The organism is Actinocrispum sp. NPDC049592, from assembly GCF_040675465.1.
In the GTDB taxonomy this organism is placed as follows: domain Bacteria; phylum Actinomycetota; class Actinomycetes; order Mycobacteriales; family Pseudonocardiaceae; genus Kibdelosporangium.
Window position 1 is genome coordinate 317080 of the sequence record NZ_JBFAPA010000005.1, and the last position, 16518, is coordinate 333597.

At 68.5% G+C, this 16518-nt stretch carries 8 protein-coding genes; 2 read left to right on the plus strand and 6 right to left on the minus strand.

Going from position 1 to position 16518, the window contains the following annotated elements:
- Positions 1 to 66: 66 nt before the first annotated feature.
- The 3 genes from AB0J95_RS16125 to AB0J95_RS16135 form a co-directional block, all read right to left on the minus strand.
- Positions 67 to 2373, minus strand: coding sequence for a penicillin acylase family protein (locus AB0J95_RS16125; protein WP_364757715.1), 2307 nt, complete (start codon positions 2371 to 2373; stop codon positions 67 to 69).
- A 16-nt stretch (positions 2374 to 2389) separates the two neighbouring features.
- A complete protein-coding gene (locus AB0J95_RS16130) occupies positions 2390 to 4717 on the minus strand; it encodes an FtsX-like permease family protein (protein ID WP_364757716.1) in 2328 nt (775 codons plus the stop codon).
- Between the two features lie 678 nt (positions 4718 to 5395).
- Positions 5396 to 6091 (minus strand): ABC transporter ATP-binding protein, encoded by a 696-nt coding sequence (locus tag AB0J95_RS16135; RefSeq protein ID WP_364757717.1) that lies wholly within the window; start codon positions 6089 to 6091, stop codon positions 5396 to 5398.
- 137 nt (positions 6092 to 6228) lie between these two features.
- Here AB0J95_RS16135 and AB0J95_RS16140 point away from each other — a divergent pair, with 137 nt between their 5' ends.
- Complete coding sequence (locus AB0J95_RS16140) at positions 6229 to 7038, plus strand: histidine kinase (RefSeq protein ID WP_364757718.1); 810 nt, start codon at positions 6229 to 6231, stop codon at positions 7036 to 7038.
- Positions 7035 to 7700: a response regulator transcription factor gene (locus AB0J95_RS16145; RefSeq protein ID WP_364757719.1), complete on the plus strand. Its 666-nt coding sequence runs from the start codon at positions 7035 to 7037 to the stop codon at positions 7698 to 7700. The genes AB0J95_RS16140 and AB0J95_RS16145 overlap by 4 nt, the downstream gene beginning before the upstream one ends.
- 30 nt (positions 7701 to 7730) lie before the next feature.
- Here the strand turns inward: AB0J95_RS16145 and AB0J95_RS16150 are convergent, their stop codons facing one another.
- The 3 genes from AB0J95_RS16150 to AB0J95_RS16160 all read right to left on the minus strand — a co-directional run bounded on the left by AB0J95_RS16150 (position 7731) and on the right by AB0J95_RS16160 (position 16501).
- A complete protein-coding gene (locus tag AB0J95_RS16150; RefSeq protein ID WP_364757720.1) occupies positions 7731 to 8399 on the minus strand; it encodes a hypothetical protein in 669 nt (222 codons plus the stop codon).
- Between the two features lie 511 nt (positions 8400 to 8910).
- The gene (locus AB0J95_RS16155) at positions 8911 to 9570 is read right to left on the minus strand and encodes a hypothetical protein (RefSeq protein WP_364757721.1); all 660 of its coding nucleotides are present in this window, start codon (positions 9568 to 9570) and stop codon (positions 8911 to 8913) included.
- A 16-nt stretch (positions 9571 to 9586) separates the two neighbouring features.
- Complete coding sequence (locus AB0J95_RS16160) at positions 9587 to 16501, minus strand: RHS repeat-associated core domain-containing protein (protein ID WP_364757722.1); 6915 nt, start codon at positions 16499 to 16501, stop codon at positions 9587 to 9589.
- Positions 16502 to 16518 lie beyond the last annotated feature (17 nt).

Consider the following 16518-nt stretch of genomic DNA (forward strand, 5'->3'; position numbering starts at 1 on the left):
CTAGAATAGCGGCGGATGTCCAGATGCCCGTTCCGGCGGCTGCGGCCGGAACGGGCACACCCCCAGTCAGCCGAGAACCACCCGAGTGACCAGGTTGGGGTCGCGGGCGATCTCCGGCTCGGTGAACAGACCGGTGACCCACTGTTTACCGGCGTAGAGGCGGGTCTGGTCGGTGTGATGCGGCGAGGTTCTGTCGGCGGACTGGCTGTAGAGCTGGATTGTGCGCATCCGCGGGCCGGTCCTGGTCAGCTCGACGGCCATGATGAAGCTGGAGCCGTGCGGGATCGCGCCGATCGGGCCGGGGCGGCCAGGCACCGAGATCACGTTGAAGCAGCCCTCCGGCCCGCTGCAGCCCTGGACCGGGATGCCTTCGTACTGCTGGACCGCGTCAAGCGGCACGTCCACGGGGACATTGGCGCTGTTGAACGCCTGCACGGTATCGGCAAAGGCTTGGCGCGCAATGGGGTCCTCCGCGTTGATGCCACGTGGCGTGTGCACCGGATCGGCCGGGTCGAATGGCATCCGCCACAGGTTCACGCCGGGCCGCCGGGCCAGCTCGATGAAGGCGCGCCACAGGAGCGCGCCGCGGCTCTTCGGACCGGTGTCGCCGGTTCCGTTCCACCCAGCCAAGGCAGCACACGCGGCACGGACGTCGACGGGCTGGCCGTTGCGGGCGGTCAGGGTCGGATTGGCCTGGCACATGGCCACGATGGCGGCCCGGCCTTGTTCGGCGGTGAGGTTGCGGTTGCCGAGCATGGTGGCTTGCAAGGTGGACAGTGTGAACCCGGGGGCGCCGAGGCCGTCGCTGCCGTCGAGCCGGTCGGCGATCATGTCCAGCCCAAGACGGGTCCGGGGCGAGCGTTCGGTCCCGGAGTCGCCGACGATGCTGGGATAGCCGGTCAGCGGCGCGGCCGGGTTGGCCAGCCACGGGCTGTCGTTGGAGTTGCTGACGTGGTCGGCGCGGATGAGGCTGGGCAGCCGCCCCGGCCCGAACCGCCCGGGAACGATCGCGTCCGGGTCGTTCCCCCAGCCACACGCGGCGCGGCTGCCGTCGAGGATCACGATGCCGATGTCCGGTCCGGTGCCGCATCGCGCCCGCTGTGCGTCGGTGACGTGCGGGACCATCTGGATGTCGCCGTAGTAGGTGGTGCCGGTGGCGTCCGCGGCGATCGTGTTCACCCACGGCAACCCTTGGTGGCGAACAAGAGCGGCCTGCAGTTCGCCGACGCTGCGAGCGCGGCCGATGGCCAGCCACTGGTCGATGACCCGCAGGTTGTCGGCGTTGGCGTCGTGCAGGACATACGCTGTCGTGGCCGACCATTCCAGGGGACCGGGGTCTTCCACCACTGGCCCGTCCGGCGTGCCGTACAGGGTCCTCGTGACCTGGGTGATGGTGCCGTCGTTCTGGCGCACGGACACCGTCACCGGCTCCGCGGTCATGTGGCGCGTCTGGCCGTCCACCAGGTAGCTGGTGGGATCGCCGGGGACGAGGCTGAGTTTGGTGAGGGTCACCGTCTGTGCCTCGGCGGAGGTGTGCGTCCAGCCGAGCCGGTCGGTGTGGCCGATGACGACCACCGGCAGGCCGGACATCGCGGCCCCGCTGACGTTCAGCTGACCGGGGATGGTCAGCTGCTGCTGGTAGAACCGCCAGTCGTCCTGCCACAGGAAGTGCGGATTGCCCAGCACCATCCCGGTTCCGCCGGTGGTGGCCGCGCGGCCCAGGCCGATTCCGTTGCTGCCTGGGGATTGTTCGGTACGCCGCAGCTGAACCGGCGTGGTGGCCTGAAGAGCGGCGCCGGGAGGCTGCGCCGACACGATCGGTTCCTGCATCGCCTCGCCGCCGGTGAACTCCGCGACCTGGTAGGTGCGTCGCCACACGTCGAGCTCGGTGATCGGCCGGACCCATCCCGCGCCGCGGCAGGCCGGATCGGGCAGGTTCGCCACGCCTTTCTCAGCCAGGTAACGGTTGTAGCCGGCCACATAGCCGCGTACCAGGTTCCGTGCCTGCTGCGACGGGCCTTGTGGGGCGGCCAGCAACCGTTCGACCACATGGGACTGGTTGACCCGCTGGTGGTAGAGGTCGCTGTCCAGGTTGCTGGAGCCGCTGGCGCCGGCCGCGTCCGGGCCGAACCATCGTGACCGTTCAGCCGACAGCGTCACCGCGATGTCGGCCATCACGCAGGCGTTGTCCTCGGCGAACGCGTACCCGAGTCCCAAGCCGAGCCCTCGGTAGTCCGCCGCGAGGATGTGCGGGATCCCGTACGACGTCCGCCGCACCACCGCGCCCTGTGCGGGACTGGCAGCGGCGACGGGCAGGCACAGCGCCGAAACCCCTGCCAGGGCAAGACATAACGCACCCCAGTGCCGGATCATTGGTGTCCTTTCTGGACTATTCGTTGTGCAGGACGGCGGCGATCGACGTCCGGGCCGCGCTTCGGGCCGGGACGAACGCGCCGAGGACGGCGATGACGATGCCCGCGAGGGCGAGCAGAACGAGTTCGGGAGCGCGGTAGACGTCCATGAACACGTCGACGGCGTCGGCTTGGCCGGCGTGCGCCATGGCGGGGACGACCAGTTGGTGTATGGCGAACCCGACGGGCACGCCGATCAGTCCGCCTGCCACGCCCAGCGCGCCCATGGAGGTCACCATCATCACCGTGACCTGGCGCGGGGTCATCCCGATCGACTTGAGCATGCCCAGGTCGCGGCGGCGTTCGCGGGCGTTGAGCAGGACGGTGTTGAACACGCCGAGCGCCGCGACCGCGCCGAGCAGTACCGTGAGTACCACGGCGGCACCGATGATGATCATGGCCGTCGACGATGAGCCGTCCCGCGGGGGTAACGCTTGCAGCCCAGGGTCTTTCGCTTGCACGGCGCTCACATAGGCCAGCCGGTCGGTGTCCGGGGTGAGCTTGACCTGGTAGGACTCGGCACGCGTGCCCGGTGCGAGTGCGTCGAGGGTCTGCCAGGAGCCGAAGATCTCGTCCGCGTTGTTGGTCAGCACGACTCCGACGATCCGCACCTGGGTTCGGTTTCCGCGCAGCTCGACGGTCATGGTGTCGCCGACCTTGAACCCGCGCTGGTTGAGGAACCGCGACGGTGCCACCACCTGGCCGGGCCCGTCCGGCCAGTGCCCGGTCAGCACGCGCGGGCCGAGGGTGGTGGTGTCGCCGCGGTAGAAGAAGATCGTGGTGTTCTGGCTGCCGCCGGCCACCTGGGCCTCGACCTGGGACTCGGCCATCACGTTGACCGTGCCCGATAACGACCGCAGCATCGCCTCGTCGTCGGCGTCGCTCAACGTGGCCGCCGCCGGGCCGGAGCTTCCGGGGGTGACCGGCACCGGAAGACCCTGCGGCCGCCCGGCTAACAACTCGACCCTGTCGTTGTACGACGGCCGGACCGCGTCGTCGTAGGCGGTCATCGACATCGTCACGCCGACCGCGAGCGTCACGGTCATCACGCCGAGCACGACGGCCGCCAGCGTCAGGACGCTGCGAGCCGGCCGGGCGAACGGCACGCCCAGGCCGAGGCTGACCGATCGCGGCAACCGGGTGCCGCTGAGCTGCCGCTGGATCCGCAGCGCCCGCCCGATCCGTTGCGTGCTGCCCGCGCTGATCGCCTGCGCGGCCGACAACCGGCGCGCCCGCAGCGCGGGAACCAGCGCGGCTAACGCCACCAGAGCGGGCATGCCCAGCACCGCGACGACATTCACCCACGGGGCGAAGCTGATGTCGCTGAGCCCGAAGCCCTCGACCGCGTCCTGCACGATCGGCCGGGTGAACAGGTTGCCGGTGACCGTGCCCACCACGCAGCCGATGACCGACGGGATCGACACCATCACCAGGTAGACCGCCATCACCTGGTTGGAGGTGAAGCCGAGGGCCTTGAGCACGCCGATGTGCCGGAAGCCCGCCACCACTGCCCCGCTGACCACGTTCGCGACGATCAGCACCGCGACCGTGAGCCCGAGGATCCCGAAGATCATCAGGAACGGGATGAACACCCCCAGCTCGGAGGTGGCCTTGTCCTTGACCGTGAGGTACGACAACGAACCCAGCAACGCGTCCGGCGCCAACCCGGCCGTCACCGCGGACTCCCCCGCGCTGACCTCAGCCGCCGTGCCGGCCGCGGCGAACCGGTACAGCATCTGGAAAACGTTCGGCTGTAAGGATTTCACCTGGTCCGGAGTCACCCAGGCGTCGGCGGAGCCGCTCACCGAGTAGGCGAGCCCGACGACAGTCAGCGTGGAACGCCCGGGCAGCGAGATCCGTGACCCGACGGCGATCTGGCCGCCGGTGCCCGGGGCGCGGTTGAGGACGATCTCGCCGGGTCCGGTCGCCCACCGGCCGCGCCAGACGTTCAGCCGGTCGACCGGCCCGCCGGGATCGGCCCGGCCCACCGTCGTCAAGGTGCCTAAGAAGGCATCGCTCGACGCGGTGTCCACAGTGACCTGTCCGAACGGCCCCGCCGCCGCCTGTGCTGCGGTGGCGGCCTGGGTGAGCTGCGCGCTGGACGCCTTCGCCTGGTCGAAGGCGGCCACCACGTGGGCGCCGTTCTGCTGAGCGAAGGCATGGTCGAACGGGGCCGACGCCGAGTCGAGCAGCCCCACCGCCATCACAATCGTGGCGGTCGACACCCACACCACAACGCCGATCACGATCGTCTGCAGCTTGCGCCGCCGCACCGCCGCACGCGCGGCCCGCCACACCGCGTTCATGAGGTCCCCTCCCAGCTGCGCTCACACACGACCCAGCCATCCCCCACTGCGACCACCCGGCTCCCCCACCGCTCCACGCTCATGAGATCCCCTCCAAGCCGCTCGCACGCACGACCCAGCCATCCACCACTTCGACCCCGCCCCCGCACCCCGCGACCCACCGCACCCCACTCACGAGATCCCCTCCAAACCGCGCTCACGCACGACCTGGCCGCCCAGACGACTGACGCATCGCCACACCACGTTCATGAGGTCCACTCCAGACTGCTCTCGCTCGCCACCCGGCCAGCCACAACCACGACCACTCGGCTCGCCCACCACACCCCGCTCACGAAGTCCCCTCCAAACTGTGCTCACGCAGCGATCCATGCGCCTGGCGCACCGCGCGACCCGCCACACCGCGCTCACAAAGTCCCTCCAAGCTGTCCTCACTCGCGACCCAGCCACCCTCCCGGCCACGACCACCCGGCTCCCCACCGCGAAGCCCGCCACACCCCGCTCACGAAGTCCCCTCCAATCCGTGCTCACGCACGACACAGCGATCCGTGCGCCTGGTGCACCGTGCGGCCCGCACACCGCGCTCATGGCGTGCGCTCCAAGCTGTTCTCACTCGCGACCCAGCCACCCTCCCGGCCACGACCACCCGGCTCCCCCACCGCGAAGCCCGCCACAGCGCGCTCATGAGGCCCGCTCCAGGCTGTTCTCGCTGGCGACCCGGCCGTCGACGACCTCGATCACGCGGCTGGCGCACCGGGTGGCCAGCCGTTCGTCGTGCGTGACCAGCAGCAGCGTCTGGCCGAACTGGTTGAGGTCCAGGAGCAGGTCCATCACCTGCTCGCCGGACCGGCTGTCCAGCGCGCCGGTCGGTTCGTCGGCCAGCAGCAGGGCAGGCCGGTTCATCAGCGCCCGCGCGACCGCGACCCGCTGCCGCTCCCCGCCGCTGAGCTGGGCCGGGTAGATGTTCCTGCGGTCGGCGATGCCCAGCTCGCCGAACAGTTCCAGCGCGCGGCTGCGGGCCTGCCCGGCCTTGGTCCCGGTCAGCTGCGCGGCCAGCGCCACGTTGTCCAGCGCCGAGAGGTCGTCCAGCAGGTTGAAGAACTGGAAGATCATGCCGATCCGGCGGCGGCGGAACAGCGCGAGCCCGGTCTCGTTCAACGTGCCCAGGTCGGTGCCGTGCACCACCACCGAGCCGGAGGTCGGCCGGTCCAGGCCGGCGACCATGTTCAGCAGCGTGGACTTGCCGCTGCCGGACGGCCCCATCACCGCGACGGCCTCCCCGGCCCGGATCGCCAGCGACACCCCGTCCAGCGCGACCGAGTCGCTGTACTCCTTGCGTACGGCCGTCAGCTCCACGACGACTTCTTCACTCCGCATGACCGCAATCCTGCGCAGTGCCGGTCCCCGGATCATCAGTCCGGGGAGGTAACCGCTCGATGGTGGTCATCCCGTGGATGTAGTCACTGCATCCGGGGACTGATGCGTCACGCCGCGTGCTCTGGGACAGTGAACGTGTGTGGGAGCTCGGGGCCGGTTGGCTGATCGTTGCCGCGGCCGCCGGTGTGGCTGCCGCGGTCCTGGCCGTGCGCCTGGCCAAAGCGCGACGGGCCTACACCCGGGCGATGGAGGAACGCGGCTGGCTGCTCGAGCGGGAGCGGGAGACCGCCGCCCGCACCGCGGTCGACGCCGAACGCGCCCGGATCGCCCGGGAGCTGCACGACATCGTCAGCCACAACGTGAGCGTCATGGTGGTGCAGGCCGGGGCCGCCCGCCAGGTGCTCACCACCCAGACGGATGACGCGGCGGAAGCCTTGCTGGCCCTGGAAACCGCCGGGCGGGACACGATGACCGAGCTGCGGCACATGCTCGGCCTGCTCGCGCCCGCCACCGATGGCGAGGACCCGGACCGGCTCTCGCCGCAGCCCAGCCTCAGCCGGCTCAGCGGCCTGATCGACCGGATCTGCTTCGCCGGACTGCCGGTCGAGGTCCGCATCTCCGGCGAGCCTCGGCCGTTGCCGTCCGGTGTGGACCTCACGGCGTACCGGATCATCCAGGAGGCGCTGACCAACGCGCTCAAACACGGCGATGGGCGAAGCGCCGAGGTGACAGTGCGGTACGCGGACCACTATCTGCGCGTCGAGGTGCTCAACAGCGGCCCGAGCGTGCTGTCCGGAACGGCTAGCAGCAACCGGGACACCGGCGAGGGGCGCGGGTTGCTGGGGTTGCGGGAACGTGTGGCGGTGCTCGGCGGCGACCTCGATGCCCGGCGGCGGCTCGGCGGCGGGTTCCGCGTGCGGGCCCGGATTCCCCTCGAGAAGCCATGAACGCACCCCGGGTCGTCATCGCCGACGACCAAGCCCTGGTGCGCATCGGCTTCCGGATGATCCTGACCTCCGGCGGCATCGACGTCGTCGGCGAGGCCGCGGACGGCGCCGAAGCCGTGACCGCCGTCCGCGAGCTGCGGCCGGACGTGGTGCTGATGGACATCCGGATGCCCACAATGGACGGTCTGGAGGCCACCCGCCGCATCCTCAAGCAGTCCAGCACCTGCCGCGTGCTCATGCTGACCACGTTCGACCTCGACCGTTACGTGTACGACGCGCTCGCCGCCGGCGCCAGCGGCTTCCTGCTCAAGGACGTCACCCCCGAACACCTCGTCGCCGCGGTGCGCCTGGTCGAGACCGGCGACGCCCTCCTCGCCCCCTCGATCACCCGCCGCCTCGTCGAACGCTTCGCCTCCGCCGAACCCCCACCCCACCCACCCGCCATCCACCGCGACCTGGCTTCCCTGACACCACGGGAACGCGAGGTGCTCACCCTGATCGGGCAGGGCCGGTCCAACTCCGAGATCGCCGAGGACTTCACCCTCAGCGAGGCGACCGTGAAGACCCACGTCGCCCGCATCTTCGCCAAACTGCAGCTGCGCGACCGCGCCCAGGCCGTCGTGCTCGCCTACGAAACCGGCCTCGTCTCGCCCGGCGGGTGACCTGTCCACTACGCGGGTTTGGGCGAGCGTTCAGGTGACGGGCCCTTGGTCGGCATGGATATCCCGCCTGTATCGAACCCAAAACGCGATAACCGCGGCAGCTATGGCCCACACCCCGCAACTCGCCACAATTACCAAGCACAGCTGCCACCAGACCGCACCTTCATATACCAACGCTCGAGCGACAAGAAAGGCCACGACGGAGTCCGCGAGAAGAAAGGCGACCAGCATCGACTCCGCCAAGGTCTGAGTACGAAAAAGGCGCCCCCGAATCACCGGATGATCCAGCGACAATACGTCGAACTTCCGCATGTCGAACTGAAGGTTCGAGTCCGCTTCGTAGACATACCGGCGTATGGCGATGATGACACCCTGATAATGCCACAGCACCAACCGGAGTTTGCGGACGTTTGCATACATCGAACCGATGATCAAAGCATAGAACGCGAGAAAGATCGACGTTATCAGCAGCAGCCTCCCACTCGCGGAAACTTGAGATGTCAACGGAATGGAAAGAGCGATCGCGCCTAGCGTGATGGAGAACGCATAGCTGACGTACTGACCTCGAAGTAACTCCAGATGCCTGTAGTGCTGCCACGCCTGACCGAATTCGTCCCGGAGCAGGTCTCCAGTCTGAACGCGCGACGACACGGAATGCCGCACCGACTTCTCGTCGGCTCCCAATTCATTGTCGGGCATGGAAGAACGTCCTTTCGAGACGGTATCGACACCATCACCCAGCCACAGGTAAGGGCGTCTTCCGCTCGCGATACATCCCCCTTCTGTCAAACAACAAAGTAGTGACATAAGTGTAGTCATGACACCGATCGACCATATGGTTCGAGTTGAGAAACAAACATAGGACAGCACTGGAATGACGGCCGCCTGACGCAACCAGATGATCCTCATCGATATCGCAACGAATGTGAGCGTCGGGATTCAATACGAACACCCTTTCGGTCCGCGGTAAGCGAGGAGCCGGTGAGCCTGCACTGGACTATCCGTACGCCTGCCACCTGCGTGACTCCACTAGGGGAACTCGTAGTCGAGATGTGACCAGAGAAGGTCGATCAGGCACGCCAAGGCTCGGCCGACGTTCGCAGTACTCGAGTGGGGTGCAGAAAGCAAGAAGATCGCGGCTGAGGGGCGCTTAGGTGGGGTTGACATCCTCGATCGGCACCGAGCGGCAGATGATCTGCAGGCCCCGAACCTAAGCCTTGGCCATGTACCGGAACAACGCGTCGTACTGGGTGCGGAAGGGGGCGTTGCCGTAGGCGTGTTCGGCGAGGGTGGTGGCGGCGGGGTGATCGCCGATGGACAGGGCGAGGGCGACGCCGAGGGCGGGGCGGTTGCCGGGTGGGAGGTCGGGGGCCAACAGGGCCGCGGCGGGGTTCTCGGCGGCTTGGTCGTCGCGGATCATGGCGAACAGGCCCGCGGCGGTGGCGGTCTCGCGCATGTAGGGCACGACGGAGTGCGAGATGGCGCGGGTGATGGGCTTTTCCAGGCCGGCGGCGCTCTCCGGGTCCTTGAACAGCCACATGCCCACGCGTTCGCGGGCGATCGACTCGATGGGCGCGGCGATCGTGCAGGACGCCGAGGGGTCCGGGTCCTGGGGGACGAGGTCGCGGTAGATCGCCTGGACCTGTTCGGGCACGGTGATGTGGGTCCGCAGGATGAGCTGGGCGCTGTCCTTGGCGTAGGTGGGGCGCACCTGGAGGGCGAAGCGGACCTCCTGGCGGATCCCGTCGACCGTCCGGGTGAAGGTCAGTGCCCGGCCGCTGAAGCCCTCCGCGGTCAGCAGCGCCAGGGGTTCGGCGCGGACCACCGGCTCGATGAACCGCTGGTAGTCCGCCTTCGCCGGGAGGGTCATCCGCTCCTGCCTCCTGCTATGGGGTGATCACGTCGAACACGCCCACGATAGTCATGCCGTCGGACTCACCGACGCCGGTCGCGGTGTTGCCCTGGCCGACCCAGGTGTCGAACGAGGTCTGCTCCGGGGTGCGGGAGGCGCCGCCGGACTTGACCTCGATGCCCAGGTAGCGGCCGTTGCCCACGTCGATCGCCCCGTCGTAGTAGCGCAGCTGGCCGCCGTTGCCCCGCACACCGACGGTTCCCCGGACCACCTTGAGGCCCTCCGTCTCCAGGTGGTCCCAGGCGTTCGCCTCGGCCGAGGCACCCACCCGGGCTCCGGTCGATCCGGCGAAATGCCCCTTCGCGTCCCGGATGGACCCGTCCGGGTACTTGAACGTGCCGTTGCCCAGGGGAATCCGGCAGGACGAGTTGTGCACCAGGATCGGTGTGTCCCCGGCCAGCACGTAGAAGGTGTGCGTGGTGCCGACCGTGAGGTCGTACATCACCGCGAGGCCGCCGAAGTTCATCGCGCCGGTGAGCGTGGCCCGCTCCCCCGCCGGGGTCAGGAACCCTTGCCCGGTCCGCACCTGCCCGGCCGGGATCCAGCTGCCGTGGACCGGGTTCCAGATCTCGTGGTTCTGCGAGGTGTGCACGACCGCCGGGCGGCCGTCCTTGCCGGTGACGGTGAGGTCCGTGAGATCGCTGTCGATGTTGATGTGGACGTCGGTGACCGGCTGGGACGCCGACTCGCCGGTCTGCGGGTCCGTCGCCTTGACCCGGTCCCCGACCTTGACGTCCTGAATGTCCTTTGTGGACCCGTCGGCCATCAGCACCTTGGTGCCCGGCGCGAAGCTCTTGCCGCCCAAACAGTCCTTGAGCAGCTCGGCGCCGTTCTCGGCCGTCTTGACGTCGTTCGCGGCGTTCTCGGCCTTGGTGCCCGCGTTGAGCGCGTCGTCGACGAGACTGATGCCCTTGACGGTGGTCAGCGCGGTGCCCGGGACGACCGCGATCGGCGGGCCCGCGGCCTCGGCCAGGCCACCGACGATGGCGCCACACGGTTCGACGATCAGGCAGATGCCGCCCGCCACCACGCCGCCCAGGATCAGCCAGCGGGTGCCCTCGCTCAGCTCCTCCGGCGGGACGTAGCCGGGGATCGGATCGAGGACGTACTCCTCGCCGTTGAGCGGATACCACTCCCCGTCGTTCTCCTGGAAGTGCCGGTTGAGGTCCCGGATCAGCGGCGGTTTGGCCAGTTTGGACAGATCCAGCACCGGCTTGCCCTTGGAACCGACCTTGGCCGGGTAGTTCCCGTGCGTCGTCGGCCATCCCTTGCCGCTGTTGCAACCGTCGCAGTAGTGGCCCTGGTTGCCGGAGCTCGGGCTGGTCGACGGCGTCCCGCCACCACACGGCGGGCAGTCCACCCCGATCTGGTGCCCGGTGTAGAGATCGCAGCTGTCGCAGTACTTGCCGGTGGGGTCGCTGTGGTCGACCGGGTTGTTGCCGGCGTACGCATACCCGTTCCAGGACTGCGGATCCTCCAGATCCATCACCGGGTCGACCGCGGTGAACCGGCCGATCGCCGGGTCGTACTCCCGCGCTCCCAGATGGACCAGGCTCGTGACGTCCTGATAGCCGCCGATGAACGAGTGCTTGTCCGGCCACGACACCGGCGGCGTGCCGCGGACGTTGCCGAACGGGTCCATGAACCGGCGGGACACCGAGAGGCTCGACGCGGTGATGCTCGCGGTGGCCGTGCCGTGGTGGTCGGCGACCTTCCACGTCAGCCCGGCCGAGGTGCGGACGGCGACCTGCTGCCCGCCGTGGTTGTAGAAACGCATCCCGGTCGCGGTGGACGTGCCAGTCGCGACGAACAGCTCGACGTCACCGACGGACAGTGTCGTGCCGGTCGAGTCCTTTGTCAGTAGCCGGTTGCCTTCGGCGTCGTACACATAGGACGAGACCTTGCCCGCGGCGTCGGTCGCGGTGGCCACATGGCCTTCGATGTCGTAGGTGAAGGTCTGGGTCGCACCGGCCTTCGTCCGGGTCAGCGTGTTGCCGGCCTTGTCGTAGGTGTAGGAGTCGGAACTGGTCGCGCCCGGACCGGTGGTGGTCGCCGACGTGACGGCGTGCGGCTGTGGCGAGCCCGGGTTCGGATACGCCAGCGTCGTGACGGTGTTACCTGACGCCGTGTGATCCGTTTCCGTGGAACGGTTTCCGGTGGCGTCGTGGGTCCACTCTGTCCAGTACGGCGCCGGGCCACCCAGCGACGCCGTGCTCGGCGCCGCGGCACAGTCTCCTGTGGACGGTGTCCACGCCTGGGTCAGGCGCTGCAGGTAGTCATAGCCGAAGCACTGGGTCTCGGCGACGTCGGTGACCTTGGTCAACGCGCCGGACGGCGTGTAGGTGTACGCGCGGTTGGTGACCCACTGGTCGGTCGCGGTCGCCCGGACCGTCGCCGAGGAGGTCAGCCGGTTCGTGCCGTCCGCGTAGGTCCAGGTGGTCGAGACCTGTTTGGGGTCGTCGGCGGCCGCGAGATTCATCCGCAGCGGCTGGCCGAACGCGTTGTACTGCGTCTCGGACACCAGGCTCGTGCCCGCGCCGCCGCCACCGTTGGCCGCGTACGTCTGCGTCGGCTTGCCGAGGGCGTTGTAGGTGCGGAAGATCGTCTCTTCCGGCAGGCCGCCGACACCCGGCGACGTCTCGCGGGCGACCGCGCCGGTGAGCGGATCGTAGGCGAGACCGAACGAGTACGAACCGGACAGCCCGGTTTCGTTGCTGGGAATGGTGAACTTCGCGCCGGTCGGCCGTCCGCCGTCGTCGTAGCCGGTGACACTCTTGACGTACGCCTTGCCCGAGACGAACCGCACCGAGGTGGTCAGCGCGCCCTTCAGCAAGGTGTCGTAGGTGAACGAGGTGAGTTTGGTGCCGGTCGTCGCGGTGTCGTAGGACGCGGTCTTGCGGCCGAGGTTGTCGTAGGTGAACACGACGACCTTGCCCAAGGAGTCCTTTGTGGACGTCAGTTGCCCGGCGGCGTCGTAGGTGGAGGCCGACAGGCCGGTGTCGGGGTCGTTCTGCGAGATCTTGTTGCCGTGCAGGTCGTAACCGAACGTCCAGGTGTTCTGGCCGGTGGTGTCCTTGACGGTCTCCACCTGACCGGCGCGGTTGTAGGTGTAGGTCGTGGCGTCGGCGGGGTCGTTCGGGCCGGTGTGCGCCAAGTCCTTGTACGCCAGCGTCTTGACCTTCTGGCCGAGACCGTTGCTGATCACCGCGGTGGCCGTGCCGCCCGTTGGCGGGATCGTGGTGACCCGGTCGCCGTCGTAGGCCGTGGTGGTGCGCCACTGCTCGACACCGTTCTGCAGGTAGATCGTGGCGGTGCTGCGGTTGGCCGAGTCGTAGTGCGCCATCGTGGTGTTGGGCACGTCGGTGTCCTGGACGACCAACAAGTTGCCTTGCGGCGCGGCGCTGTTCCAGTACGAGTTGTGCGCTTTCCAGGACCGGCCTTGCGAGTCGAACAGGGTGTCGGTGACCACGCGGCCGCCGCCCGAGTACGACGTCGGTTCCTGCACCTGCACGGTCCGGCCCAGGCCGTCGACGATGTTGTACACCGACGAGTACTGGCCCGACGAGAGCAGCCGGCTGGAGGTCACCACACTCGGCGAGGTGGTGTTGACGGCGTAGCTGAAGGTCGAGGTCGCGGCGGCGTTGGCGGCTTTCGAATGCCCTGGCGTCCAGACCGCGGTGAGGCGGCCCAGCGGGTCGTAGGTCATGTCCGTGCGCAGGCCGGACTGGTCGACCTTGGTCGTTGGCAGGCCGGAAACGGGGTCATAGGTGGTGCTTGACGTGAACGACGTGGGAACACCGGCTACCGTGACGGGCGGGCTCGTCGTCGTCACCTGCGTGACCGGCCCGCCAGTGGCCGGTGTGTACGCGGTCGTCGTCTGCCGGTTCAGGCCGTCCGTTGTGGACACCGGGCGCCCGTAGACCGTGTCGTAGCTGGTCTTCTTCGCGATGAAGGTCGGCGGGCCGTTGGCGGGCCACGTGTCCAGCGTGTCGGCCTCGGTCAGCTGGCCTGAGGTGGGTGCGACGCCCTCGCCCTGGCCGTCGTACCGGTTGCGGCTCTCGGAGATGATGTTCGCGCTGGTGGCCGGGTTCGTGTCGGCGCACGGCCCGGAGATCTTCTGGACCGTGCTCGGATACGTGTGGATCCAGGCATCCACATTGGACGGATAGGTCGTGCGCGTGCAGATCATCTGGGCCGGGACGCTGACGTCGCCGTCCTCCTCGACCGTGACCGGCATGCCCTTGTCGTTGAAGGTCGACGCGGTGCGAGTGTTGCGCCACGAGTTGGTCGCGGCGATCCAGGTCCGGGTGCGGGTTCCGGCCTTCGCGGTCACGAACGACTGCACGCCGTTCGTGTCGGTTCCGGTCGCCGCGGTCGACCAGGGATCGCTCACCGTCCCGGTGAACACGTTACCGTCCAAGTAGGACAGTGACTCGCGCTGGAAGCCGGCGTACTGCGGCGAGTCCGGGATGGACTCGTTCAGCGAGTTCTTCACCGGGACGCTCTTGGTCCCGCTCGCGGCCCTGTCCCCGTCCATGCCACGCATGAACAGGTCCTTGACCACGGTCTGCGGACCGGACGGGTCGCCCGGGTTACCGGTGGTCGTGACGACCTCGCCATAGCCACGCCACTGTGACCAGGTGCGATAGGCGTTGTCGGTCAGGAAATTCTCGTCGAAGTGCCAGGCGGCGCCGCCCTGGTAGTCGTAGTGGGTCCGGTTCTGCACCGAATGCGCGCTGCGGCCGTCGGTGTAGACGTCCGTGACGACGTACTTGTTGAACCAGTCCAGGATCGGGTCGGTCTTGCCGCCGGGCGTCCAGTACGCCGGGAAACACCGGGTCGTGTTGGTCGCCGGATCCGGCGCGCCGCCCTGGCAGTCCGGTGCCGAGTAGTCGACGGTCATCGTGCCGCCGAGCTCCCCGGCGACCGTGGTGATCCGGTAACGCGACAGGCTCGTGTAGTTCTGGCTGGCGAACGTGCGGTTCGACTTCGCCGTGCCGCCGAACGTGGTCGGCGGCATCGCCAGCGACCCGCCCACCAGTCCGGTGTGGACGACGTTGTCCAGCCACAGCACCGGGTTCGAGCCGTCACCACTGACCGGGAAGGTGTGCGCCAGCGTCCACTTGTCCCGGTTGTTCCAGCCGCCAGAGCCGTTGGAAACCTGAGTGGTCACGGCGGTCAACCGCTTGCGGGTGAAGAAGGTCGGGTACACGTTCGGGCATGGCTTGCCCTCGGCGCAGATCTGGTCCGCCGGCACATCCGGCCAGGAGGACGCCGTTCCCGAGTTCAACTGGCCGGGATCACACGTGATCGTCCCGGACGGCAGGCACCGCTCGGCCGTGTCGAACACCACCCGCGCGGGAGCCTGCGCGTAGGCGCCGCCGGCCTTGGTGTTCAGGCCGTACTCCATCCGCAGCAGGTACCCACCGCGCATGTACGAGGTGCCCGCAGTGGAGGTGTTCAGGTTCAGGCCGTAGTAGTTGGTCTCGGGCTGGTAGTAGTAGGCGATCTGGTTGCCCTTGGGATCGACGACGTAGTCGAGGTTCCACCGGTAGGCCTGCTGACACCACGAGTTGGCGAACGTCGCCTGGTGACAGGGTTCGTTGTCGTTGTTGCCGAAGACAGGGGCGGTGAAGGTCGACTGCGTCTCGGGCTTGCCGTCGGTCCAGCCCGGCAGGTGGTTCAGACCGAAGAAGTACTGGACGCCGTCGGTGGTCGTGACCTTCCAGTACTCGCCGTCCTTGGCACCGTTGGCCGCGCCGGTCAGGTGCTCTACTTTGGACCCGTCATCGTGTTGCGGATGCCAGGAACCGTTGTCCTTGTCCTTGACCATCGGGCCGCTGTTGGCGCCCAGCGAAAGGGTCGCGTTGTCCGTGGCCCAGCACTGGTCGCCGGTCTTGGTCTGGCCGTTGTTGCCGCCCAAGTCCTTCGCACACGACTTGTAGGCCCGCTCGATGAACCCACCGACGGACAGGCCCCAGCCGTCGCCAACCCACGACGGCTGGTTGTTCGTCGCCGAGGTCGCGCCATCCACGCTGCCCGACGAGTAGCTCAGCGACAGACCGGGCGCGTCACCGACCGGAGGCGACGGCAACGTCAATGGATAGTCATAGTTGAACGCACCACTCGAGCCGCCGGCCGACCAGGATCCCGCCGGGGACAACGAAGTGGCGCTGAGGTCACCCTCGCCGCCCTTGGCCCCGGCCACGGCCGCGACCACCATCGGCGCCGCTGCACCCGGCTCCGGCCGCGCGCTCCCGGTCCGGACCTTGCCTTCCGGCAACGTGATCTCGCTGCGCAGGTGCCGGTCGGCGGTGTTCGCCGTCGGCAAGGGCTTGGACACCCGGCACTCCGGTTTGTCCGGAGTGGACAAAACACAGTCCGGATAGGACACCAGGGTCAGCCGATGTCCGTAGTCCGCGCCGAACGCCGACGCGATCCCGGCGTAGTCGACGTCCACCGACAACGGGCCGGAAAGGTCGCCGGACACCGGCGCGACCTTCATCAGCACACCGGGTACGCCCGCCCGGTCGGACGCGGCCCGGTCGAGCGTCTCGATCCGCACGCGGCCCGGGTCGGACTTGGCAGTCTTGCGGCCGACCGTCAGCGGCACTGCGGTCTTGGCCATCGTGGCGACATCGGTCTCGGCCGACGCCGCCGCGGGCCACGCCACCTGCTGCGGGGCCTTGAGCACCTTCTGCTGGGACTCGCTGACCGGCAGCGGGCGCGATCGGTCCTCGCGGCCCGGCACCGACTTCGCCGTCTGCAACGCGGGCAGGTTCCAGCCCAGCCCGTGCCAGCCGCTCTTCGGCGGAGCTGCGATCGCGGTCGTCGACGTCCCCACCATCAGGACCGCCGCGATCGCAGCCGTCAGACTTCTGCCACGCACGCGTACGCTCATGTCGG

Excerpts from the sequence above, each read along its gene's own strand:
- AB0J95_RS16150 (WP_364757720.1), bottom strand. The coding sequence starts at position 8,399 with ATGCCCGACAATGAATTGGGAGCCGACGAGAAGTCGGTGCGGCATTCC.
- AB0J95_RS16135 (WP_364757717.1), bottom strand. The coding sequence starts at position 6,091 with ATGCGGAGTGAAGAAGTCGTCGTGGAGCTGACGGCCGTACGCAAGGAG.
- AB0J95_RS16155 (WP_364757721.1), bottom strand. The coding sequence starts at position 9,570 with ATGACCCTCCCGGCGAAGGCGGACTACCAGCGGTTCATCGAGCCGGTG.
- AB0J95_RS16145 (WP_364757719.1), top strand. The coding sequence starts at position 7,035 with ATGAACGCACCCCGGGTCGTCATCGCCGACGACCAAGCCCTGGTGCGC.
- AB0J95_RS16130 (WP_364757716.1), bottom strand. The coding sequence starts at position 4,717 with ATGAACGCGGTGTGGCGGGCCGCGCGTGCGGCGGTGCGGCGGCGCAAG.
- AB0J95_RS16125 (WP_364757715.1), bottom strand. The coding sequence starts at position 2,373 with ATGATCCGGCACTGGGGTGCGTTATGTCTTGCCCTGGCAGGGGTTTCG.